At 64.0% G+C, this 20,779-nt stretch carries 22 protein-coding genes; 14 read left to right on the top strand and 8 right to left on the bottom strand.

Annotation, left to right across the window (positions count from 1 at the left end):
- The first annotated feature begins 13 nt into the window (after positions 1 to 13).
- From HV765_RS11020 to ppa, 3 genes are read left to right on the top strand one after another with little or no spacing between them, the layout of a single operon-like run.
- The gene (locus HV765_RS11020) at positions 14 to 1,207 is read left to right on the top strand and encodes a uroporphyrinogen-III C-methyltransferase (protein WP_054424630.1); all 1,194 of its coding nucleotides are present in this window, start codon (positions 14 to 16) and stop codon (positions 1,205 to 1,207) included.
- A gap of 5 nt (positions 1,208 to 1,212) precedes the next feature.
- Positions 1,213 to 2,835 carry a heme biosynthesis HemY N-terminal domain-containing protein gene (locus tag HV765_RS11025; RefSeq protein WP_175169722.1) on the top strand — a complete coding sequence of 541 codons (1,623 nt, stop codon included), beginning with the start codon at positions 1,213 to 1,215 and terminating at the stop codon, positions 2,833 to 2,835.
- A gap of 32 nt (positions 2,836 to 2,867) precedes the next feature.
- A complete protein-coding gene (gene ppa / locus HV765_RS11030; RefSeq protein ID WP_046802833.1) occupies positions 2,868 to 3,398 on the top strand; it encodes an inorganic diphosphatase in 531 nt (176 codons plus the stop codon).
- On the opposite strand, the gene HV765_RS11035 is transcribed toward ppa, so the two are convergent.
- The 4 genes from HV765_RS11035 to HV765_RS11050 form a co-directional block, all read right to left on the bottom strand.
- Complete coding sequence (locus tag HV765_RS11035) at positions 3,399 to 4,235, bottom strand: IclR family transcriptional regulator (protein ID WP_175169723.1); 837 nt, start codon at positions 4,233 to 4,235, stop codon at positions 3,399 to 3,401.
- 15 nt (positions 4,236 to 4,250) lie between these two features.
- Positions 4,251 to 5,012, bottom strand: a complete 762-nt coding sequence (locus HV765_RS11040; protein ID WP_175169724.1) for an SDR family NAD(P)-dependent oxidoreductase — start codon at positions 5,010 to 5,012, stop codon at positions 4,251 to 4,253.
- On the bottom strand, positions 5,012 to 6,223 hold the full coding sequence (locus HV765_RS11045) for an ABC transporter substrate-binding protein (protein ID WP_054423487.1): 1,212 nt from the start codon (positions 6,221 to 6,223) through the stop codon (positions 5,012 to 5,014). The genes HV765_RS11040 and HV765_RS11045 overlap by 1 nt, the downstream gene beginning before the upstream one ends.
- A 104-nt stretch (positions 6,224 to 6,327) precedes the next feature.
- A complete protein-coding gene (locus HV765_RS11050; protein ID WP_054423485.1) occupies positions 6,328 to 6,726 on the bottom strand; it encodes a cupin domain-containing protein in 399 nt (132 codons plus the stop codon).
- Positions 6,727 to 6,900: 174 nt separating this feature from the next.
- On the opposite strand from HV765_RS11050, the gene HV765_RS11055 reads away from it, so the two are divergent.
- The 7 genes from HV765_RS11055 to HV765_RS11085 all read left to right on the top strand — a co-directional run bounded on the left by HV765_RS11055 (position 6,901) and on the right by HV765_RS11085 (position 12,300).
- On the top strand, positions 6,901 to 7,680 hold the full coding sequence (locus HV765_RS11055) for an SDR family NAD(P)-dependent oxidoreductase (RefSeq protein ID WP_054423483.1): 780 nt from the start codon (positions 6,901 to 6,903) through the stop codon (positions 7,678 to 7,680).
- A gap of 11 nt (positions 7,681 to 7,691) precedes the next feature.
- Complete coding sequence (locus HV765_RS11060; RefSeq protein WP_175169725.1) at positions 7,692 to 8,459, top strand: ABC transporter ATP-binding protein; 768 nt, start codon at positions 7,692 to 7,694, stop codon at positions 8,457 to 8,459.
- A gap of 1 nt (position 8,460) precedes the next feature.
- Positions 8,461 to 9,153: an ABC transporter ATP-binding protein gene (locus HV765_RS11065; protein WP_054423479.1), complete on the top strand. Its 693-nt coding sequence runs from the start codon at positions 8,461 to 8,463 to the stop codon at positions 9,151 to 9,153.
- Between the two features lie 13 nt (positions 9,154 to 9,166).
- The gene (locus HV765_RS11070; protein WP_175169726.1) at positions 9,167 to 11,044 is read left to right on the top strand and encodes an ABC transporter permease; all 1,878 of its coding nucleotides are present in this window, start codon (positions 9,167 to 9,169) and stop codon (positions 11,042 to 11,044) included.
- Complete coding sequence (locus tag HV765_RS11075) at positions 11,044 to 11,346, top strand: Dabb family protein (RefSeq protein WP_175169727.1); 303 nt, start codon at positions 11,044 to 11,046, stop codon at positions 11,344 to 11,346. The genes HV765_RS11070 and HV765_RS11075 overlap by 1 nt, the downstream gene beginning before the upstream one ends.
- Positions 11,347 to 11,428: 82 nt before the next feature.
- Positions 11,429 to 12,124, top strand: a complete 696-nt coding sequence (locus tag HV765_RS11080) for a fumarylacetoacetate hydrolase family protein (protein ID WP_054423472.1) — start codon at positions 11,429 to 11,431, stop codon at positions 12,122 to 12,124.
- Between the two features lie 44 nt (positions 12,125 to 12,168).
- The gene (locus HV765_RS11085) at positions 12,169 to 12,300 is read left to right on the top strand and encodes an entericidin A/B family lipoprotein (RefSeq protein WP_008164311.1); all 132 of its coding nucleotides are present in this window, start codon (positions 12,169 to 12,171) and stop codon (positions 12,298 to 12,300) included.
- A gap of 81 nt (positions 12,301 to 12,381) precedes the next feature.
- On the opposite strand, the gene HV765_RS11090 is transcribed toward HV765_RS11085, so the two are convergent.
- Genes HV765_RS11090 through HV765_RS11100 form a run of 3 tightly spaced genes read right to left on the bottom strand, consistent with a single transcriptional unit; the run spans position 12,382 to position 15,060 of the window.
- The gene (locus HV765_RS11090; RefSeq protein ID WP_054423471.1) at positions 12,382 to 14,082 is read right to left on the bottom strand and encodes a PhoH family protein; all 1,701 of its coding nucleotides are present in this window, start codon (positions 14,080 to 14,082) and stop codon (positions 12,382 to 12,384) included.
- A 55-nt stretch (positions 14,083 to 14,137) separates the two neighbouring features.
- Positions 14,138 to 14,602, bottom strand: coding sequence for a peroxiredoxin (locus HV765_RS11095; RefSeq protein WP_054423469.1), 465 nt, complete (start codon positions 14,600 to 14,602; stop codon positions 14,138 to 14,140).
- Positions 14,599 to 15,060 (bottom strand): Mth938-like domain-containing protein, encoded by a 462-nt coding sequence (locus tag HV765_RS11100; RefSeq protein ID WP_054423467.1) that lies wholly within the window; start codon positions 15,058 to 15,060, stop codon positions 14,599 to 14,601. The genes HV765_RS11095 and HV765_RS11100 overlap by 4 nt, the downstream gene beginning before the upstream one ends.
- 262 nt (positions 15,061 to 15,322) lie before the next feature.
- Between HV765_RS11100 and alaC the strand changes: the two genes are divergently transcribed.
- The 4 genes from alaC to HV765_RS11120 all read left to right on the top strand — a co-directional run bounded on the left by alaC (position 15,323) and on the right by HV765_RS11120 (position 19,688).
- Entirely contained in the window at positions 15,323 to 16,510 is a 1,188-nt protein-coding gene (gene alaC, locus HV765_RS11105; RefSeq protein WP_175169728.1) for an alanine transaminase, read from the top strand.
- A gap of 47 nt (positions 16,511 to 16,557) precedes the next feature.
- Positions 16,558 to 17,862, top strand: coding sequence for a homoserine dehydrogenase (locus HV765_RS11110; RefSeq protein WP_054423463.1), 1,305 nt, complete (start codon positions 16,558 to 16,560; stop codon positions 17,860 to 17,862).
- Positions 17,859 to 19,268, top strand: a complete 1,410-nt coding sequence (thrC, locus tag HV765_RS11115; RefSeq protein WP_054423459.1) for a threonine synthase — start codon at positions 17,859 to 17,861, stop codon at positions 19,266 to 19,268. The genes HV765_RS11110 and thrC overlap by 4 nt, the downstream gene beginning before the upstream one ends.
- 198 nt (positions 19,269 to 19,466) lie before the next feature.
- Entirely contained in the window at positions 19,467 to 19,688 is a 222-nt protein-coding gene (locus tag HV765_RS11120) for a YgdI/YgdR family lipoprotein (RefSeq protein WP_054423458.1), read from the top strand.
- Between the two features lie 71 nt (positions 19,689 to 19,759).
- Here the strand turns inward: HV765_RS11120 and HV765_RS11125 are convergent, their stop codons facing one another.
- Complete coding sequence (locus tag HV765_RS11125; protein WP_054423457.1) at positions 19,760 to 20,779, bottom strand: class 1 fructose-bisphosphatase; 1,020 nt, start codon at positions 20,777 to 20,779, stop codon at positions 19,760 to 19,762.

Below are 20,779 nucleotides of genomic sequence, written 5' to 3' on the forward strand. Positions count from 1 at the left end.
ATACAATCGCGTCATGACAGACAAGACTCCCGCTACCGATCCGGTCGTTAACACGGCCGCCCCGGGCGCAAGCGCGCCCGCATCGGCCCCGGCCGATCCCGTCAAGGCCCGTCCGGCCAAGCGCGGCAATGGCCCATTGGTCACCGCCCTGATAATCGTCATCCTGCTAGCCGTGGGCTTAGGTTATGCCCTGTGGAAGCAGCGCACGCAATTCGTGTCCGCCGGACGCGAGGTCGCGTCGCGTATCGACACGCTGTCCGCCGATGTGGCGCAGGCCCGCAAGGACACGCGTGAAGCGCTGGCCCTGGCGCAAGCGCAGGCCGGCCGCGTGGGCGAGCTTGAAGACACCGTTCGCGAAACCCAAAGTCAATACAACGCGCTGCAACAGGCGTGGCAGAACTTCAACGACAGCGCCAGCGACGAACTGCTGGCCAACGACGTCGAACGCCTGCTGACCATCGCCAACCAGCAACTGCGTCTGGCCGGCAACGTTTCCAACGCCATCGTCGCACTGGAAACCGCGCAATCCCGTTTGGCGCGCGCTGACCGCCCGCGCTTCTCCAGCTTGCAGCAAGCCATCAACGGCGACCTGGACCGTCTGCGCGCCGTTTCCACCGTCGACATCCCCGCACAATCCGCCCGTATCGAACGCCTGGTGGCAATGGTGGGCAAGGCGCCCTTGCTGGTGCCTGACGCCGCCGCGCCGGGTGTGGTTGCCGCCGGTGAGCCGCGCCCCGCCGTGGCCCCCGCGCCCGCCGTGGACCCGCAGGCCGGCTTGCCCGCCGACGCGCCCTGGTGGCAGCGCTGGCGCGCCGAGGTGGTCTCGTGGCCTGGCCGCGCCGGTTCGGCGCTGGCGCAGGAACTGGGTGGCTTGATCACGATCCAGCGTGTGGACGAACCCGCCGCGTTGTTGCTGTCGCCCGAGCAGGCCGATCAGGTGCGCGCCACGCTGCGCCAACGCCTGCTGACTGTTCAACTGGCCATGCTGATGCGTCAGCCCGCCGTGTGGAAGAGCGAGCTCGACAACGTCGGCGTCACGCTCGCCAAGTATTTCGATAACCGTTCCCCCGATACCGTCGCCGCCCAGACGCTGGCGCGCGAACTGGCGCAGACCGACATCGCCGTGCGCATGCCGGACGTGTCCGACAGCCTGAACGCTGTCGCCGCTTTGCGGGCTGCGGGTTTCAAGACTAGCGGGCAGGACTGAGCCTTATGCGTACCTGGTTCTGGACACTGCTGCTCGCCGTCATCGCCGTCGCCCTGGCGGTGGTGCTGCGCTCGCATTCCGGCAACGTGCTGTTGCTGGTCTGGCCGTGGCGCATCGGAATGTCGCTCACGCTCGCCGTACTGCTGATCGTTGCGGCTTTCATCGTGCTGTACGTGGGCTTGCGCGTGCTGGCGTGGCTGTTGGCCATTCCTGATCGCGTCCGCGTCTGGCGTGGCAAGCGTGCGCAAGCGCGCGACCACGAATTGCTCGAACGCGGTTGGATCGGCTTGCTGGAAGGCCGCTACACCCACGCCGAAAAAGATCTGACCAAGCTGCTTGAGCAGACCAAAGTGCAGACCCGCCGTGTGCTGGCCGCGCTGTCGGCTGCGCGCGCTGCCCATGGCTTGGGCGAGTTCGACCGCCGCGACCGCCTGCTGGCAACCGCACAGGAACACGCCGGCACCGACCCGGGTCTGGTGGAAGCCACGGCCACGGTTTCGGCCGACATGCTGCTGGACCAAGGCCGGGCCGAACGCGCGCTGGCCGTGCTGGCGCCGCTGGCTGACGGCGGCGCCCGCCACCTGCACACGATGCGCCTGCTGCTGCGCGCCCACACCGCGCTGCATCACCACGAGCAAGTCTTCACGCTGGCGCGCGGGCTGGTCCGCCGCAATGCGCTGGCCCGCAGCGAAGCCGATCTTCTTATCGACGCCTCGGGTGCGGCACGCTTGCGTGCGGCGGCCAGCTCGGCCAATAGCGATGCCTGGCGCGCCATCTGGAAAGACCTGAAGGCCGAAGAGCGCCTGCTGCCCGATGTGGCGCTGGCGGGCGCTGCGGCCTTTGATGCGGCCGGCGAAGCCAATGAGGCGGCCCGCGTGCTGGAAGCCGCCATTGCCGTGAAGTTCAACCCGACGCTGGTAGCGGCCTATGCCCGCTGCGAAGCCGAACAGGTGTCGCGCCGTCTGGCCAAGGCCGAGACGTGGCTGCAACAGCGCCCCACTGATCCCGATCTGCTGACCGCGCTGGGCATGCTGTGCCTGAACGGTCAGCTGTGGGGGCAGGCCGAGCGCTATCTGCTGCGCAGTCTCAGCCGCCGCAGCGATGCCCAAACGCATGCGTTGTTGGGCAGCCTGTATGACCGCCTGGATCGTCCCGCCGACGCGGTGCGCCACTGGCGTCTGGCCACGGCGGCCAGCATGGCCTTGCCGGTGCTGGCGGTGGATGCGGCCTTGCCCGCGGCCGACACCGGTTCCGATCCCTATCGCGTGGACGCCGAAGGCGGCTATGCGGTGGGCCTGTCGGACACGGACGGCGACGCCGACGTTGGCGGCGATTATCCGGCGCTGCCGCCTTCGGTGGCGGCATCGGCTTCCGACTATGTGCTGGACCCCGATGCGCGCGTCAGCAAGGATCAGCATGCTCGCGCGTTGGCGCCGGAAGACGCGCCGCTTGCCGGCGGCACGTCCGATATCGACGAGTACTTCGACAGCGCCCCGATCCCGGCGGCGGCTTTCGATGAGCCCGTGCCCACGTACTCGCCGGCGCCTGCTGCCAGCCCGAAGCCCGCGCCTGCCGCGGCGCCGGTGCCGGCGACCAAGCCGCCGTTCAAGGACGACGGCTCGCTTTGAACATTTCTTCAGACAAACAACAAGGTTGAATCATGAGTCTTGATCGCGTCTCCCCTGGCAAGAAGCTGCCGGAAGACTTCAACGTCATCATCGAAATCCCCATGAACGCCGACCCGGTGAAGTACGAGGTCGACAAGGACACGGGCGCGATTTTCGTTGACCGCTTCATGCTGACCGCGATGCACTACCCGTGCAACTACGGCTACATCCCGCAAACCCTGTCGGACGACGGTGACCCCGCCGACGTGCTGGTCCTGACCCCGTTCCCGATCCAGATCGGCGCCGTCGTGCGCTGCCGCGCCATCGGCGTGCTGGAAATGGACGACGAGTCGGGCGGCGACGCCAAACTGTTGGCCGTGCCGATCGAAAAGCTGTACCCCCCGTACCGCAACATCAAGTCCTACGAAGATCTGCCGACCGAAGACGTCGCGCGTATCCAGCACTTCTTCGAGCACTACAAGGACCTGGAAAAGGGCAAGTGGGTCAAGGTCAAGGGCTGGAAGGGCGTTGATGCCGCTCACGAAGAAATCGTGAACAGCGTCGAACGCTACAACAAGGCCTGATCAGGCTTTGGGCCGCGCCGGTGTCGAACCGGCCGGCGCCTTGATGCGGCGCGGCCGCGACGGCATGATGCCGATCGCCGCCGCGCCGTTGCTTTGTGGCGCCTGCAAGTTTTGCGAGACCTCGGCGGCGGCGATCTGGATGCGGGCTTGCAGCACGTCCAGCCGTTCCGGTGATGTGTGCGCTTCTGCTGCAATGAACACCAAGCTGCCGACCACCTTTTGTTCGGGGCTGAAAATCGCCGCGCCGATGCCCATCAAGCCGCGGTCGACCTCGCCATGCGAGACGCACACCCCGGCCGTGCGCAGCCGTTTCAGGTTGGCGCGGAACGCATCCCAGTCATCGCCCAACCCGGCTTCGCGGATTTCGGCCGCGTGCCATAGCATCAGGTTGCGCAACTGGTAAGGCGGCAGGTTGGCCAGGATGGGTTTGGCCGTGGCGCCGCGAAACATCGGGAACGGCCGGCCGCGGGCATAGCTGGATTCGATGGAGTGGTCGGTCCAGTAGCGGTCCACGCACATGACCTTGTCGCCGTAATAGCTGCACAGCATCAGGTTGGCATGGAGTTCGTCGCCGGTTGCGCGCATGACGTCGCGCGCGGCGCGCATCAGCGGATCGTGCTGGCGCAGGTGGCGGTCCAGTTCGATGATGCGGGAACCCAGCACATAGGCGCCGCCGGCGGTTGGCGCCAGCAGGCCGCTTTCGGTCAGCGACTTCAGATAGCGGTAGGCCGTGGCGCGCGAGCACTCCAGATGCGCCATGACGTCCTCCTGGAACGCGGCGGTGGTGTCGTCGCGAAAGAGGTCGAGTATGGACAGCATGCGATCGGGAGTGCTCATTGCTTCTGGGTGTGCCTAGTGAATGTGGAAGCCGCCGTTGACGTCGACCACGATGCCGGTTGAATAAGAGGACAGGTCCGAGGCCAGGAAAACGATGGCCTGGGCAACTTCGGCGGGCGAGCCGAAACGTTGCAGTGGAATGCCCTGTTTGAGTTCTTGTTCCCAATTTTCGCCGAATTTCCCCAGCGTCATGTCCGTTTCGATAATGCCGGGAGCGACGCAGTTGGCGCGGATGCCTCGCGGCCCCAATTCGCGCGCCAGGGCCTTGGTGAAACTGATGACGCCGCCCTTGGATGCCGCGTAGTGCGAACCGCCCAGCAGCCCGCCGCCGCGCAGCGCCGCGGTGGAACCCAGGTTCACGATGGCCGGGCGCCGCGTGCTTTCCAGCAGGGCGGGCAGCGCCGCGTGCGTGACGTTGTAGGTGCCGGTCAGGTTGACGTCGATCATGCGGCGGAACTCGTCTTCGGGCAGGTCCCAGATGCGCGTGGCGGCAACGATGCCCGCGTTATTGACCAGCACATCGATGCCGCCCAGCGCCATGCGGGCCTGCTCGATCGCGGCCTCGCACGAGACACCGCGCGACACGTCGCAGTGCAGGTCCATACGGCCGTCGGCGAGCACGCCCGCGCCGCCCTCGGGGTAGGCGTAGTCCAGCACCGCCACCGTGGCGCCGTGCGCCAAAAACAGGTCCACCACCGCCGCGCCGATGCCCCGGGGGTTTGCACCCCCGGTGACAACGGCGCGCTTGCCGGCCAGCAGTGCAAGCGCGCCGTCCATCACGACTTCACCAGCGAGCAGCCGCCGTCCTTCAGCGGGCGGAACGCTTGTTCGGCGGGAATCTTGCGCACCAGGTTGTAGTAGTCCCAGTCGCGCTTGGACTCCGATGGCTTCTTGACCTGGAACAGATACAGGTCGCGCATGACGCGGCCATCTTCACGGATACGGCCGTTTTCGGTCATGAAATCATTGATGGGCGTGTCGTGCATTTTCTTCAACACGGGTTCGGACGCGTCCGTGCCGGCAGCCTTGACCGCGTTCAGGTAGTGCATGGCGGCACTGTAGTTGCTGGCCTGCACCATCGACGGCATGCGCCCCGTGCGCTTGAAGTAGCGTTCGGACCATTGCCGCGCGCGGTCGTCCTGGTCCCAATAGAACGGTTCGACCAGATTCAGCCCCTGCGCGTATTCCAGCCCCACGCTGCGCACATCGACGATGCTCATGAAGAGGGCGGCCACGCGCTGCTTGCTGCCCATGATGCCGAATTCAAATGCCTGTTTGATGCTGTTGATGGTGTCGCCGCTGCCGTTGGCCAGGCCGATCACCTGCGCCTTGGAAGCTTGCGCCTGCAACAGGAACGACGAGAAGTCCGAGCTGGCGATAGGGTGGCGCACGCTGCCCACCACTTGTCCGCCCTTGGCTTTCACCACTGCCATCGCGTCGCGTTCCAGCGAGTGGCCGAAGGCGTAATCGGACGTGATGAAGTACCAGCTCTTGCCGCCGTCTTCCATCACGCCGTTGGCCACGCCGGTGGCATAGGCGTAGGTGTCGTACGTCCAGTGCATGCCGTTGGGCGAACACGCTTTGCCCGTCAGGTCGGCCGACCCCGCGCTGGTGAAGATGACGACGCGCTTCATCTGGCGGGTCAGGTCCTGCACGGCCAGGGCGATAGCCGAATTGGGCACGTCCAGGATCAGGTCCACCTTGTCGTTCTCGTACCAGCGGCGCGCAATGGACACCCCGATGTCCACCTTGTTCTGGTGGTCGGCCGAGATCACTTCAATGGGCTTGCCCAGCACGGTGCCGCCGAAATCCTCGACGGCCATCTTCACGGCTTCCACGCCGAACTTGCCGGACAGGTCCGCCATCATGCCGGACTGATCGCCCAGCACGCCGATCTTCACGACATCATCGGACACCTGCGCCATGGCGGGCAGGGATACGGCGCCCAGCACGCAGGCGGCAAGGCTGTTCTTGAAACGGGTCTTCATGGGGGGTGTCTCCTTGGGGGTCTTGGTTCTTTTGCGCGCCGTCCTGTGCCGGGCGGTCATGCGGTCTTGCGGATTCAAGCTGAATCCTGCCGGGGCAGGCGGACTTACTCCAGCGTCTGGCCAGCGTAAGCGTCGATAAACAGATTGGGTTTCAGGAAAAAGCTGAGCACCAGCGCGCCGTTGGGCGCGCGCGCCACGTGTTGATTGCCGCGGGGGCGCCAAACGTAGTCGCCCGCGCAGACCTCGCCTTCGGCGTCCACGATGGAGCCTTCCAGGACGTAGGTCTGTTCGACTTCAACGTGTTCATGCAAAGGCAGTTCCGTGCCGGGCTGCCAGCGAAACAGCGCGGTGAGCAGGCCGGATTCCTTGTCCTGCATCAGCACCTTCATGTCGATGCCTTCCACCTGCGTGGGTTTCCAGGGCAGATCAGCCACTTTCAGAAAGCGTGAGGCCAGCGGCGGCAGCGCGTTGGCCGCGGGGCAGCCGGGGGTTTCGAGGGCCATGAATGTCTCCTAGCCAGAACTCGTTATGGAAGAAAAAGCAAGAATCTTGTTATTGAGTGTTTAAAAATAGTCGCGTATATTGAGATTGATGTCAACTTTGTTTTTGCATCTGGAAAGCAGGGACGACACAGGCCGGGCCTAGAGATCCGGTGCATATAAGACAAGGAGACAAGCTTGAAACACGACTATCTGGACCAGACATTTGGTCTGGCGGGACGCGTCGCGCTGGTGACGGGCGCGGCCAGGGGATTGGGTTACGCCATTGCGCAGGCGTTGGGCCGCGCGGGGGCGCAGGTGGTGGTCAACGACCTGTCGCAGGACGCTTGCGATGCTGCTTGCGCGCGGCTCGCGGGTGACGGCATCACGGCGCATGCATCGCCTTTTGATGTGGCCGATGCCGCCGCCGTGGCCGCAGCCGTGAGCCAGCTGGAAGAGGCCGGCCTGTTCATCGACGTGCTGGTCAGCAACGCCGGCAATCAGAATCGCAAAGCGGTGGTCGACATGACGCCCGCCGAATGGCAGGCGCTGCAAAACGTCCACGTGAACGGCGCGTTCCATTGCGCGCGGGCCGTCTTGCCCGGCATGGGCAAGCGGGGCTTCGGCCGCATTGTGCTGATGTCGTCCGTGGCGGGTCAGGCCACCATGCCGAACATCGCCGCTTACGCGACCGCCAAGGGCGCGATTGCCGCGTTCACGCGTGCGCTGGCCGTGGAATACGGTGCCAGCGGCGTCACGTGCAATGCCCTGGCGCCGGGATTCGTGCGCACGGATTTCACGCAGGGCTTGCAGGACAATCCGCAGTTCCAGTCGTTCCTGTCGACGTCCGTGCCGGTCGGCCGCTGGGCGACACCCGAAGACATTGCTCCCGCCGTGGTCTACCTGGCGTCGCCGGGCGCGTCGTTCGTCAACGGGCATGTCCTGGCGATCGACGGCGGCCTGCTGGCCCGCATGTAAGGAACCCCGCCATGACCTCAAGCACCCAAGCGGTTTTATCCGCACAGGGGCTGGTCAAGCGGTTCGGCGGCTTCAATGCCGTCGACGGCGTGACCCTTGCCCTGCAGGAAGGCTCTATCCATGCGCTGATTGGCCCCAATGGCGCGGGCAAAACCACCTGCTTCAATCTGCTGACCAAATTTCTGACGCCGGACGCGGGCGTCATTCACTACCGCGGACGCGACATCACGGCGTTGGCGCCGGAAGAGATCGCGCGGCTGGGCATCGTCCGCTCGTTCCAGATTTCGGCGGTGTTCCTGGGCCTGACCGTGCTGCAGAACATGCGCGTGGCGCTGATGCGCCAGCATGGCGACGGGCTGCGCTTCTGGCGCAGCCGGCGCAGCGTGGATCGCCTGAACGATCGCGCCATGGAACTGCTGGACGCGGTGGGCCTGGCGAACCTGGCCAGCACCACGGCGGCGCTGTTGCCGTATGGGCGCAAGCGCGCGCTGGAAATTGCGATGACGCTAGCGCTGGAACCCGAAATCATGCTGCTGGATGAACCCATGGCGGGCCTGGGGCAGGAAGACGTCGCCCGTATCGCCGCGCTGATCCGGCGGGTGTCGGTGAGTCGCAGCATCCTGATGGTGGAGCACAACCTGTCCGTTGTGGCCGATCTGTCCGACACCATCACCGTATTGGCGCGTGGCGCCGTGCTGGCGCAAGGCGACTACGCCGCGGTGTCGCGCGATGAGCGCGTCATCACCGCCTACATGGGCTCGGACGAGGAGGCGCACTGAGATGCTGGCAATCAAAGACCTCAACGCCTGGTATGGCGAATCCCATGTGCTGCATGGCGTGGACATTGATGTGAACCGGGGCGAACTCGTCACCATCCTGGGCCGCAACGGCGCGGGCAAGACGACGACGCTGCGCGCCATCATGGGCATCCTGGACAAACGGCGCGGCTCGATCCGGCTGAACGGACAGGAAACCGTGGGCATGGCGCCGCATCGTATCCCGCGTCTGGGCGTGGTGTATTGCCCCGAAGAACGGGCGGTATTCCGCAGCCTGAGCGTGACCGAAAACCTGATGCTGCCGCCGCGTCTGGCGGCAGGCGGCATGTCGCTGGACGAGATCTACACGCTGTTTCCGAACCTGCGCGAACGCAGCGACAGCTCGGGCGGCAACCTGTCGGGCGGCGAACAGCAGATGCTGGCGATTGCGCGCATCCTGCGCACGGGCGCCCAACTGATCTTGCTGGACGAACCCACCGAAGGCCTGGCGCCGGTCATCGTGCAGCAGATCGGGCAGGCCATCCGCACGCTCAAAGAGCGGGGGTTCACCATCGTGCTGGTCGAGCAGAACTTCCGCTTCGCGACCAAGGTGGCGGACCGCCATTACGTCATGGAGCACGGTTGCGTGGTCGACCAGTTGTCGGCGGATGAGGCGCGCCGCGATCCTGCCCGGATCGCGCGCCGTCTGGGCGTCTGAGAGGAGAAGGCCTGTGTTCGAAATTTTCGGTGTGCCGTCCACGGCACTGTTCGGCCAGCTCCTGCTTGGCCTGATCAACGGTTCGTTCTACGCCTTGCTCTCGATCGGGCTGGCGGTGATTTTCGGCCTGTTGAACATCATCAACTTCGCCCATGGCGCGCAGTACACGGCGGGCGCGTTTCTTGCCTGGATGCTGCTGAACTATCTGGGCGTGAACTACTGGGCCGCCCTGGTGCTGGTGCCGCTGATCATGGCGGTGTTCGCGGTGGTGGTCGAGCGTTTGCTGATCTCGCGCACGTATCGCATGGATCACCTGTACGGCTTGCTGCTGACGTTTGGCATCGCCTTGTTGATCGAGGGCGCGTTGCGGCAGGCCTATGGCGTGTCGGGCCTGCCGTACATCATCCCCAAGGCGCTGAGCGGTGGCGTGAACCTGGGGTTCATGTTCCTGCCCTGGTATCGCGGCTGGGCGGTGGCGGTGTCGCTGGTGCTGTGCCTGGCGGTGTGGGTCCTGATCGAGAAAACGCGCGTGGGCGCCATGCTGCGCGCGGCGACCGAGAACCCGACCATCGTGCGTTCCTTCGGCATCAACGTGCCGCTGCTGATCACGCTGACCTACGCGCTGGGCGTGGCGCTGGCCTCGGTGGCGGGCGTGATCGCGGCGCCCATCTATCAGGTCAGCCCGATGATGGGGTCGAACCTGGTGGTGGTGGTGTTCGCCGTGGTTGTGATCGGCGGCATGGGCTCCATCATGGGGGCCATCGTCAGCGGCTTCGGGCTGGGCATCATCGAAGGCCTGACCAAGGTGTTCTATCCCGAGGCCGCGAATCTGGCGATCTTCATCATCATGGTGCTGGTGCTGCTGTGCAAGCCGGCGGGCCTGTTCGGCAAGCCACTGCAAATGCAGAACGTGCTGGCCGCCGAAGCCACGCGCGAGCCCGTGCAACTGAGCCGGCGCGCGATGCGTATCGCCATGGCGGTGCTGGCCGTCGTGGCGTTGGCCGCGCCGTGGTTCGTGTACCCGACGTTCCTGATGAAGGTGCTGTGCTTCGCGCTTTTTGCGGCGGCGTTCAACCTGCTGGTGGGGTATGTGGGCCTGCTGTCGTTTGGCCATGCGGCGTTCTTTGGCGCGGCCGCCTACGCCACGGGCATCGTGATGAAGCTGCTGGGCGCCACGCCCGAACTGGGGCTGTTGGCGGGCGTGTTGACGGGCGGACTGCTGGGGCTGCTGTTCGGCGCCATCGCCATCCGGCGCCAGGGCATCTACTTCGCGATGATCACGCTGGCGCTGTCGCAGCTGGTTTACTTCATTGCCGTGCAGGCTGGGTTCACGGGCGGCGAAGACGGCTTGCAGAGCGTGCCGCGCGGCAAGCTGTTTGGCCTGATCGACCTGGAAGGCGTGATGCCGATGTACTACTTCACGCTGGCCGTCTTTGCGCTGGGCTACGCCTTCGTGCTGCGTGTGCTGAATTCTCCCTTTGGCGAAGTGATCCGGTCTGTGCGCGATAACGAGCAGCGCGCGCGCTCGTTGGGGTATTCGACGTCGCGCTACAAGCTGCTGGCGTTCACGCTGTCGGCCTCGGTGGCGGGCCTGGCGGGCGGGCTGAAGGTGCTGGTGTTCGGCGTGGCCTCGCTGACGGACGTGCACTGGCACGCCAATGGCGAGGTAGTGCTGATGGCGCTGCTGGGGGGCATCGGCACGGTGTTCGGCCCGCTGGTGGGGGCATTCACCTTTGTGTCGCTGCAGAACTATCTGGCGCCGCTGGGTTCCTGGGTGCTGATTGTCCAGGGCGTGATCTTCGTCTTGTGCGTGCTGCTGTTTCGAGACGGCATCATGGGGTTGGTGTCGCGCGCCTGGCTTGCCGCGACCCGCGTGAAAAAGGAGTCCTGATGTTTCTGCATGTCGTGATGTTGCAACTGTCGGCGGCTGCCGACGCCCAATTCCATGCGCGCGTCCAAGGTTATTGCGACCGCATCCTTGCAGAATGCGAGGGGGTGGCGGGCTACGCGTTCCGGCCCAACCAGGCCAGCCGCGCCGACGGGCTGACCCACGCCGTGGTGGCGGCCTTTGCCGACGGCCCGGCGCATGACCGCTACCAGGTCTCGCCCGCGCACCAGGAAATGAAGGCCTATATGGCAAACTTCATCGAACGCCTGGTGGTTTTTGACGGGGATATCCCTACGTTTTCCTGAACAAAACAGCGCAGCGCGTTCCTCCCGGAAAGGGATAAACTCGCGGATGATTTTTCACGTATCTGTCATAGGTTGATCACTCATGGACTACGTATTGCCTCCCCAGCCGCCCGTGGCGGCCCCTGTTGCCGGTAGCGCCGCGCTGTTCCCGGTGCGCCGCGTGTACTGCGTCGGCCGCAACTACGCCGAGCACGCCAAGGAAATGGGCTTCACCGGCCGTGAAGATCCGTTCTTTTTCTGCAAGCCGGCGGACGCCGTGCTGAGCGTGGCCGACGGTGAAACCGGCAAGATGGCCTATCCGCCCAAGACCTCCAATCTGCACTACGAGATGGAACTGGTCGTGGTGCTGGGCAAGGGCGGCCGCGACATTCCCGTCGAAGAAGCCAACGACTGCGTGTGGGGCTACGCGCTGGGTCTGGACATGACCCGCCGCGACCTGCAAGGCGAAATGAAGAAGCAGGGCCGCCCCTGGGAAATCGGCAAGGCGTTCGATCAATCCGCGCCGATGGGCCCGATCCACCCGCGCAGCGTCGTGGGCACGCTCGACAAGGGCGCGATCTGGCTCGACGTGAACGGCCAGCGCAAGCAGTCCAGCGACATTTCGCAAATGCTGTGGAACATTCCGGAAAGCATTTCCTATCTGTCGGGCCTGTTCGAACTGCAACCGGGCGACATCATCTTCACCGGCACCCCCGAAGGCGTGGGCGCGGTGGTGCAGGGTGACGTCATCACGGGTGGTGTCGAAGGCCTGGGCGAACTGCGCGTGCAGATCGTCTGACGCCAGACAGTCCCGTTTCACTTTTTTGTTCAGGAGTTGACAGCATGCGCGGCAAGATCGTGCTGACCGCCTTCGTCGTATTCGGATTCGTGCTCGCCGGTTGCAATACCGTTGCGGGCATGGGAAAGGATATGTCCCGGGCCGGCAATGCCATCACCAACGCGGCCGACAAGTAATCCCCGGCGTCGTTGTGTTCAGGCAAGAAAAAGCCCCTTGAGCAATCAAGGGGCTTTTTTTATGCGAAGCAGAACCGTGCTTTACAGCACATCCCCCGCATAGTCGGCCAGGCGCGAACGTTCGCCACGCTGCAAGGTGACGTGGCCCGAATGCGGCCAGCCCTTGAAGCGGTCGACGACGAACGTCAGGCCCGAACTGCCTTCGGTCAGATACGGCGTATCGATCTGGGCGACGTTGCCCAGGCAGATCACCTTGGTGCCGGGGCCCGCGCGGGTCACCAGCGTCTTCATCTGCTTGGGCGTCAGGTTCTGCGCTTCGTCGATGATCAGGTACTTGTTCAGGAAGGTGCGGCCGCGCATGAAGTTCAATGACTTGACCTTGATACGCGAACGAATCAGGTCCATGGTGGCGGCGCGGCCCCAGTCCCCGTTGCCTTCGCCTTCGCCCATGTTGAGCACATCCAGGTTGTCTTCCAGCGCGCCCATCCAGGGCAGCATCTTTTCTTCTTCCGTGCCGGGCAGGAAACCGATGTCTTCACCGACAGGCACCGTGACGCGGGTCATGATGATCTCGGTATAGCGCTTGGTTTCCAGCACCTGCGTGATGCCCGCCGCCAGCGCCAGCAGCGTCTTGCCGGTACCGGCCTGACCCAGCAGCGAGACGAAGTCGCACTCCGGGTTCATCAGCAGGTTCATGGCGAAGTTTTGCTCGCGGTTGCGCGCCGTGATGCCCCAGACATTGTTCTTGCCGTGGGTGTAGTCGCGCAGGGTCGCCAGCACCGCCATCTTGCCGCTGACTTCGCGCACTTGCGCGTACAGCGGCATCTGGCCTTCAAAGTAGACGAACTGGTTGACGACAAACTGCGAGCACAGCGGGCCATGGATGCGGTAGAAGGTGGTGCCGCCTTGCTGCCAGGATTCGACATCCTTGCCGTGCTTGTTCCAGAAGTCTTCGGGCAGTTGCATCACGCCCGAATACATCAGGTCGGAATCTTCCAGGACGTGGTCGTTGAAGTAGTCTTCCGCGGCCATACCTAGCGCGCGCGCCTTCAGGCGCATGTTGATGTCTTTCGACACCAGCACGACCTCGCGCTGCGGGTACTTTTCCTGCAAGGCGCGCACCACGCCCAGGATCTGGTTGTCGGCCTTGCCCATGGGCAGGTCGGACGGCAGGGTGCTGTGGATGGCGGTTGTCTGGAACAGCAGACGGCCGGTGGCGTCCTTGTTGCCCAGCTTGGCAAGTTCCAGCCCTTCATCCAGCTGCGTGGTGTCTTGCACCAGCGCATCCAGCGAACGGCTGACCTGACGCGCGTTGCGCGCCACTTCCGACATGCCTTTCTTTTGGTGGTCGAGCTCTTCCAGCGTCATCATCGGCAAGAAGATGTCGTGCTCTTCAAACCGGAACAGCGAGCTGGGATCGTGCAGCAGCACGTTCGTGTCCAGAACAAACAGCTTGCGCGGTTCGTTCTGCGCACGAGGCTTGGCGCGCTTGGCGGGGGCGGGCTTGGCCGGGCGCGTTTCCGTGCGGGGGGCGGCAGCAGCAGGAGCAGGGGGTGGAACCTGGCGCGCGGGCGCGGGAATCTGCGCCTTGCGGGCCGGAGACGCCATGCCGTCGAGTTCGGGCTGGACGAGAAGCTCGTCCTCGTCGTCGTCAGCAAGAACGGCTTGGGTGTTGGACCGCGCAGCGGCGGTCTTGGTGGTGCGGGCCTGCGCCCGGGCGGTTTCGCCCGAGGGGAAGGTCAGGATGGCTGCGGGACGGGTGGGCAACTTCGGAAGCGGCATATGCGTCACTCTCCAGGGTGGGCCGGCTTAGCGCCTGACGGGTATTCCTGTACAGCTAACCGATGCTTTTTGCGGCCTGCAGGACTTCCTTGGCGTGACCCGGGACCTTCACCCCGCGCCACTCCTGCACCAGCACGCCATAGGCGTCGATCAAAAAGGTGCTGCGTTCAATACCGCGCACCTGCTTGCCGTACATATTCTTCTGCTTGATGACGCCGAACAGATTGCACACGGTTTCGTCGGCGTCGGAGATGAGCGGGAAAGGAAGTTCGTACTTGGCCTTGAAGTTCTCATGCGACTTCAGCGAGTCGCGCGAGATTCCAATCACCACGGCGCTGGCCGCCAGAAATTCGGCGTTCAGGTCGCGGAAGTCCTGGCTTTCGGTGGTGCAGCCAGGCGTGTTGTCCTTTGGGTAGAAATACAGGATCACGGCGCGGCCCTGGCATTGTTCCAGGCTGATCGGACCAATGGTGCTTTCAGCGGTGAACATCGGGGCGGGCTTGCCGATACTGGGCGTCATTTCTGGGGTTCTCCGTTCGGGGGGATGAGGGCCACGACCACGCGTCGGCCCTCTGCCATCAGGATGTTGTAGGTGCGAGAGGCGGCGTGCGTGTCCATGATCTCGACGCCGATGCCCATGGTCAACAGGGGACGCAGCACTTCAGGACGCAGGAACTGTTGCCGGGCGCCCGTGCCCACCAGCAGCACTTCGGGCGCATTGGCCGGGCGGCTGGGGCTGGCTTCCGGTTCGTCCAGAAAGGCCATGGGATCGCGGACGGGCTCGACTAAGCCGGCCGCCTGATGCAACAGGGAAGAGGTGATGTCGGCCGGCGACTCAACGGGCCATTCGGACACTTCGCCTTCGGGGCCAAAAGCGACCGAGGAGGAAAAACGTACCTGGTTGACCTCGATATAACCCTCACCGTACGCGGTGACAGTGTTCAGAGCGGCCGTCGCAGGATCGGTATGCAGCTTCAATAAAAACTCCGGCTTTATGGGCTTGATAATAGCGCATCAAGATGACCTGATGTTGCGCAGTATCCACTCGGGAAATGGGGGTTTTTCCGCCCCATTTGCCGCCTAGGCGTCGTTGCGCTAGATTACAGGGTTTTGTTGCGCTGCAAACGTGTGCGGGCGCGGCGTTCAGCCCCTGCGGGTCATTCCTGCGTGTCATCCCTGCCTGTCACCCCTACGTGTCACCCCTGCGTGTAGCCTTGAGTTTTACCCCTAAGGATTCCCCATGAGGAAGTTCTCTCGCATCGAGCGATTGCCTCCGTACGTTTTCAACATTACCGGCGAGCTCAAGATGGCGGCGCGTCGGCGGGGCGAGGACATCATCGACATGTCCATGGGCAATCCGGATGGCGCAACGCCCAAGCACATTGTCGACAAGATGGTGGAAGCGACCTCGCGTCCGACCACCCACGGCTACTCGGTGTCCAAGGGCATTCCGCGTTTGCGCAAGGCGATCTGCGACTGGTATCAGCGCCGTTACGCGGTAGAGTTCGACCCGGATTCCGAAGCCATTGTCACCATCGGCTCCAAGGAAGGCCTGGCCCACTTGATGCTGGCCACGCTGGACCGCGGCGACACCGTGCTGGTGCCGAACCCGAGCTACCCCATTCACATCTACGGCGCTGTCATCGCCGGCGCCAACATCCGTTCGGTGCGCATGACGCCGGGCGTGGATTTCTTCGAGGAACTGGAACGCGCCGTGCGCGAATCCTTCCCGAAGCCCAAGATGATGGTGCTGGGCTTTCCCAGCAACCCCACCGCGCAGTGCGTGGACCTGTCATTCTTTGAACGCGTGGTGGCGCTGGCCAAGGAACACGATATCCTTGTCGTGCATGACCTGGCCTACGCCGACATCACGTTCGACGGCTATGTGGCCCCGTCCATCATGCAGGTGCCCGGCGCGCGCGATGTCGCCGTCGAGTTCTTCACGATGAGCAAGAGCTACAACATGGCGGGCTGGCGCGTCGGCTATATGGTCGGCAACCGCGAGCTGGTCAACGCGCTTGCGCGCATCAAGAGTTATCACGACTACGGTACCTTCACGCCGATCCAGGTGGCGTCCATCGCTGCGCTGGATGGCCCGCAAGATTGCGTGAACGAGATCGTGGCCCAGTACCAAAGCCGCCGCGACGTGCTCGTGCGCGGTCTGCACGAAGCAGGTTGGAATGTGGAAATTCCCAAGGCGTCCATGTATATCTGGGCGCAAATCCCCGAGCCCTACCGGGCAATGGGCTCTTTGGAATTTGCCAAGCGTGTCCTGTCGGATGCGAAAGTAGCCGTGTCCCCCGGGATCGGCTTCGGCGAGTACGGCGACGACTACGTACGCTTCGCTCTTATCGAAAACGAGCAGCGCACCCGCCAAGCGGTGCGCGGCATCAAAGATATGTTCCGCAAGGACGGATTGCTGAAATGAATACCCCCCTACGCTCACCCGTCTCGCATGGCCCCGAGGGCAGCGCGATGAATCCCATGAAGGTGGGCCTGCTCGGACTCGGCGTGGTTGGCGGCGGCACGTGGACCGTGCTGTCGCGCAACGCGGAAGAAATTGCACGCCGCGCTGGCCGCCGCATTGAAGTCACGCGCGCCGCTGTGCGCGATGTGGCCAAGGCGCGCGCCCGCGTGGGCGACTCGATTCTGGTCGACACCGACGTGCACGCGCTGGTTCGCGACCCCGAAATCGATATCGTCGTTGAGCTGATTGGCGGCGACACGCTGGCGCTGGAGCTGGTGATGGAAGCCATCGCCAACGGCAAGCATGTCGTCACCGCCAACAAGGCCCTGCTGGCCAAGCACGGCAACGAGATCTTCGCCGCCGCTTACGAGCGTGGCGTCATGGTCACGTTCGAAGCCGCGGTTGCCGGCGGCATCCCGATCATCAAGGCGATCCGCGAAGGCCTGACCGCCAACCGCATCCAGTGGGTGGCCGGCATCATCAACGGCACTACCAACTTCATCCTGTCCGAAATGCGTTCGCGCGGCCTGCCGTTTGCCGACGTGCTGGCCGAAGCCCAGCGCCTGGGCTACGCCGAAGCCGACCCGACGTTCGACGTGGAAGGCGTGGACGCCGCGCACAAGCTGACCTTGCTGGCCTCGCTGGCCTTCGGCGTGCCGGTGCAGTTCGACCGCGCCTACATCGAAGGCATCTCGAATTTGGCCGCCGAAGATATCGAACACGCCGAACGCCTGGGCTATCGCATCAAGCTGCTGGGCGTGACCAAGCGCCGCCCCGACGGCATCGAGCTGCGCGTACATCCGGCGCTGGTGCCGTCCGAGCGCCTGCTGGCCAACGTGGAAGGCGCGATGAACGCCGTGCTGGTCAAGGGCGACGCCGTCGGCCCCACGCTGTACTACGGCCAAGGCGCGGGCGAAGAGCCCACCGCATCGGCCGTGGTTGCCGACCTGGTTGACGTGACGCGCCTGCACACGGCCGACCCGGGCAACCGAGTGCCGCATCTGGCGTTCCAGCCGGACGCCATGTCTGACACCCCGATCCTGCCGATTGAACTGGTCAGCACGTCGTACTACCTGCGCCTGCGCGTGGATGATCAGCCCGGCGTGCTGGCGGATATCGCCCGCATTCTGGCTGACCGCTCCATCTCGATCGGGTCGATGATTCAGCAGCCGTCGCACATTGGCGGCGCCGACATCATCTTCCTGACGCATGAAGCCGTGGAAGGCAACGTCAACCAAGCCATCGAGCGCATCGAGTCCCTGCCGTTCGTGCGGTCCAAGGTCACGCGACTGCGCGTGGAGAACTTGACATGAAATACGTCTCTACCCGTGGCGGCATGAACGCCCTGGAATTCTCGGACATCCTGCTGGAAGGCCTGGCGCCCGATGGCGGCCTGGCCATGCCGGAGCAGCTGCCGCAGGTGTCCGAGCAGACGCTCGAATCCTGGCGCGGCCTGTCCTACGCGGACTTGGCGTTCGAAGTGTTGTCGCTGTTCGCCACCGACATTCCCGCGGAAGACCTGCGCCGCCTGACGCGCGCGGCCTACACGCAAGAAATCTTCAACAGCGAAGACATCGTCCCGCTGCGTCCGCTGGACGGCGGCCTGTCGCTGCTGGGCTTGTCCGAAGGGCCGACGCTGGCTTTCAAAGACATGGCCATGCAGTTCCTGGGCCAGGTCTTTGAATACGTGCTGGCCAAGCGCGGCACCACGCTGAACATCGTGGGCGCAACCTCGGGCGACACGGGCTCGGCCGCGGAATACGCCTTGCGCGGCAAGCAGGGCGTGGCCGTGTTCATGCTGTCGCCGCACGGCCGCATGAGCGCCTTCCAGCGCGCGCAGATGTATTCGCTGCAAGACGAAAACATCCACAACATTGCCGTGCATGGCGTGTTCGATGAAGCGCAGGACATCGTCAAGGCCTTGGCGGGCGATCTGGAATTCAAGACGAAGTACCGCCTGGGCGCGGTGAACTCCATCAACTGGGCGCGCATTGCGGCCCAGGTGGTGTACTACTTCCACGGCTGGCTGCGCGCCACCGACAAGCCGGGCCAGCAGGTGTCGTTCGCCGTGCCCTCGGGCAACTTCGGCAACATCCTGTCGGGCCATATCGCGCGCAGCATGGGTCTGCCCGTGCGCCGCCTTGTGCTGGCCACGAACGAGAACAACGTGCTGGAAGAATTCTTCCGCACGGGTATCTACCGTCCGCGTCCGGCCGAGCAAACCTACGCCACGTCCAGCCCGTCCATGGACATCTCGCGCGCGTCGAACTTCGAGCGTTTCGTGTTCGACCTGGTCGGCCGCGACGCCGCCCGCGTGAAGGCGTTGTGGACCGCGCTGGCCAAGGATGGCTCGTTCGACCTGTCCGACCTGCTGCCGGAATTCGAATCGCGCTACGGCTTCGTGTCGGGCCAGAGCTCGCACGAAGACCGTCTGGCGACCATTCGTTCCGTGTACGAAGAAACCGGCGTGCTGGTTGACCCGCACACGGCTGACGGCGTGAAGGTTGCGCGCGAATTTGTCGAGCCAGGCGTGCCGATGCTGGTCCTGGAAACCGCCTTGCCGGCCAAGTTCTCCGAGACCATCGAAGAAGCGCTGGGCCGTCCTGCCACGCCGCCGGGCAATCTGGCGAATCTGGAATCCTTGCCGCAACGCGTGGAAGTCATGGAATGCAGCGTCGCCGCCGTGCGCCGTTTCATCGAGGCCAACGCCAAGGTGTGAACCGCCTGGCGAAAACGTGTAACCGCTTGCGGTTTCTGTAAGCGCAAAACCCCACTCAGGCCCGTCCTGCGTGGGGTTTTTTTACGATGTGGGACATCGTGATTACGTTCTCATGCATTTTGACCACAACCCGACACGGATTAGGGGCCGGATTACCGATACAGTGAATCCACCTAATCACACTTGGAGAACACGCCCATGAACCTGAAGACCATGACGTTGGCCCTGGTGGTGACCGGAGTTGGGGTGCTGGCCGGATGCTCGTCGCCCTCGGTCATTCAGAATCGGGACGGAAGCTCGACCGTAACGCCCGACACGCCGTCGTACGATAAAAAGTCCGGCATGTATGAATACGACAAGGACGGCAAGAAAGTCCAAGTCAACAAGGACGACGTAAAGTCCATTGAAGAGGTCAAGTAACCCCTGCTGCGCAACCCGCGCAATAAAAAAAGCCCCTTGAGAAATCAAGGGGCTTTTCAATGGGGCGACGATTACTTCGCCGCTTCTTCCGCGTGGTACCGGCCGACGCGCTCGACTTCGTTCTTCGAACCCAGGATCACGCTCACGCGCTGGTGCAGCGTGTCGGGCTGGATTTCCATGATGCGCTGCGTGCCGGTGATCGACGCGCCGCCTGCCTGTTCGATCAGGAAGCTCATGGGGTTGGCTTCGTACATCAGGCGCAGCTTGCCGGCCTTGCCGGGTTCGCGGGCGTCCCAGGGGTACATGAAGATGCCGCCGCGGGTCAGGATGCGATGCACGTCCGCCACCATCGAGGCGATCCAGCGCATGTTGAAATCCTTGCCCAAGGGGCCGGTCGACCCAGCCAGGCAATCGTCGATGTAGCGCTTCACAGGCGGGGCCCAGTGGCGCATGTTCGACATGTTGATGGCGAATTCCTTGGTGTCTTGCGGCACCTGGATGTTCTCGTGCGTCAACACCCACGAACCCATTTCGCGATCCAGCGTGAAGCCCACCACGCCGTTGCCGATGGTCAGCACCAGCATGGTCTGCGGGCCGTAGACGGCATAGCCGGCCACCACCTGCTTGTCGCCCGGTTGCAGGAAGTCCTGCTCGCAGACGGGGGCGCCCGACACGTTATGGGGGGCGTGCAGCACCGAGAAAATGGTGCCAATGGACACGTTCACGTCGATGTTCGACGAGCCGTCCAGGGGATCAAACAGCAGCAGGTATTCGCCCTTGGGGTAGCGGTTCGGGATGAGATGGATGGTTTCCATTTCTTCCGACGCCATGGCCGCCAGGTGGCCGCCCCATTCGTTGGCTTCGAGCAGGATTTCGTTGGACAGCACGTCCAGCTTCTTCTGCACTTCGCCCTGGACGTTTTCGCTTTCCAGGCTGCCCAGGACGCCGCCCAAGGCGCCCTTGCTGACAGCGTGACTGATGGCCTTGCAGGCGCGCGCGACCACTTCGATGAGCAGACGCACTTCCGGTGCAAGGGCTTGGGCGGAGCGTTGTTGCTCCACCAGGTATTGAGTCAGAGTTTTACGTTTCAA

Source organism: Achromobacter kerstersii, assembly GCF_902859595.1.
Taxonomy (GTDB): domain Bacteria; phylum Pseudomonadota; class Gammaproteobacteria; order Burkholderiales; family Burkholderiaceae_B; genus Achromobacter; species Achromobacter kerstersii.

Coding starts and splice junctions, on each gene's coding strand:
- HV765_RS11020 (WP_054424630.1), top strand. CDS start 14: ATGACAGACAAGACTCCCGCTACCGATCCGGTCGTTAACACGGCCGCC.
- HV765_RS11025 (WP_175169722.1), top strand. CDS start 1,213: ATGCGTACCTGGTTCTGGACACTGCTGCTCGCCGTCATCGCCGTCGCC.
- ppa (WP_046802833.1), top strand. CDS start 2,868: ATGAGTCTTGATCGCGTCTCCCCTGGCAAGAAGCTGCCGGAAGACTTC.
- HV765_RS11035 (WP_175169723.1), bottom strand. CDS start 4,235: ATGAGCACTCCCGATCGCATGCTGTCCATACTCGACCTCTTTCGCGAC.
- HV765_RS11040 (WP_175169724.1), bottom strand. CDS start 5,012: ATGGACGGCGCGCTTGCACTGCTGGCCGGCAAGCGCGCCGTTGTCACC.
- HV765_RS11045 (WP_054423487.1), bottom strand. CDS start 6,223: ATGAAGACCCGTTTCAAGAACAGCCTTGCCGCCTGCGTGCTGGGCGCC.
- HV765_RS11050 (WP_054423485.1), bottom strand. CDS start 6,726: ATGGCCCTCGAAACCCCCGGCTGCCCCGCGGCCAACGCGCTGCCGCCG.
- HV765_RS11060 (WP_175169725.1), top strand. CDS start 7,692: ATGACCTCAAGCACCCAAGCGGTTTTATCCGCACAGGGGCTGGTCAAG.
- HV765_RS11065 (WP_054423479.1), top strand. CDS start 8,461: ATGCTGGCAATCAAAGACCTCAACGCCTGGTATGGCGAATCCCATGTG.
- HV765_RS11075 (WP_175169727.1), top strand. CDS start 11,044: ATGTTTCTGCATGTCGTGATGTTGCAACTGTCGGCGGCTGCCGACGCC.
- HV765_RS11080 (WP_054423472.1), top strand. CDS start 11,429: ATGGACTACGTATTGCCTCCCCAGCCGCCCGTGGCGGCCCCTGTTGCC.
- HV765_RS11085 (WP_008164311.1), top strand. CDS start 12,169: ATGCGCGGCAAGATCGTGCTGACCGCCTTCGTCGTATTCGGATTCGTG.
- HV765_RS11090 (WP_054423471.1), bottom strand. CDS start 14,082: ATGCCGCTTCCGAAGTTGCCCACCCGTCCCGCAGCCATCCTGACCTTC.
- HV765_RS11095 (WP_054423469.1), bottom strand. CDS start 14,602: ATGACGCCCAGTATCGGCAAGCCCGCCCCGATGTTCACCGCTGAAAGC.
- alaC (WP_175169728.1), top strand. CDS start 15,323: ATGAGGAAGTTCTCTCGCATCGAGCGATTGCCTCCGTACGTTTTCAAC.
- HV765_RS11110 (WP_054423463.1), top strand. CDS start 16,558: ATGAATCCCATGAAGGTGGGCCTGCTCGGACTCGGCGTGGTTGGCGGC.
- thrC (WP_054423459.1), top strand. CDS start 17,859: ATGAAATACGTCTCTACCCGTGGCGGCATGAACGCCCTGGAATTCTCG.
- HV765_RS11120 (WP_054423458.1), top strand. CDS start 19,467: ATGAACCTGAAGACCATGACGTTGGCCCTGGTGGTGACCGGAGTTGGG.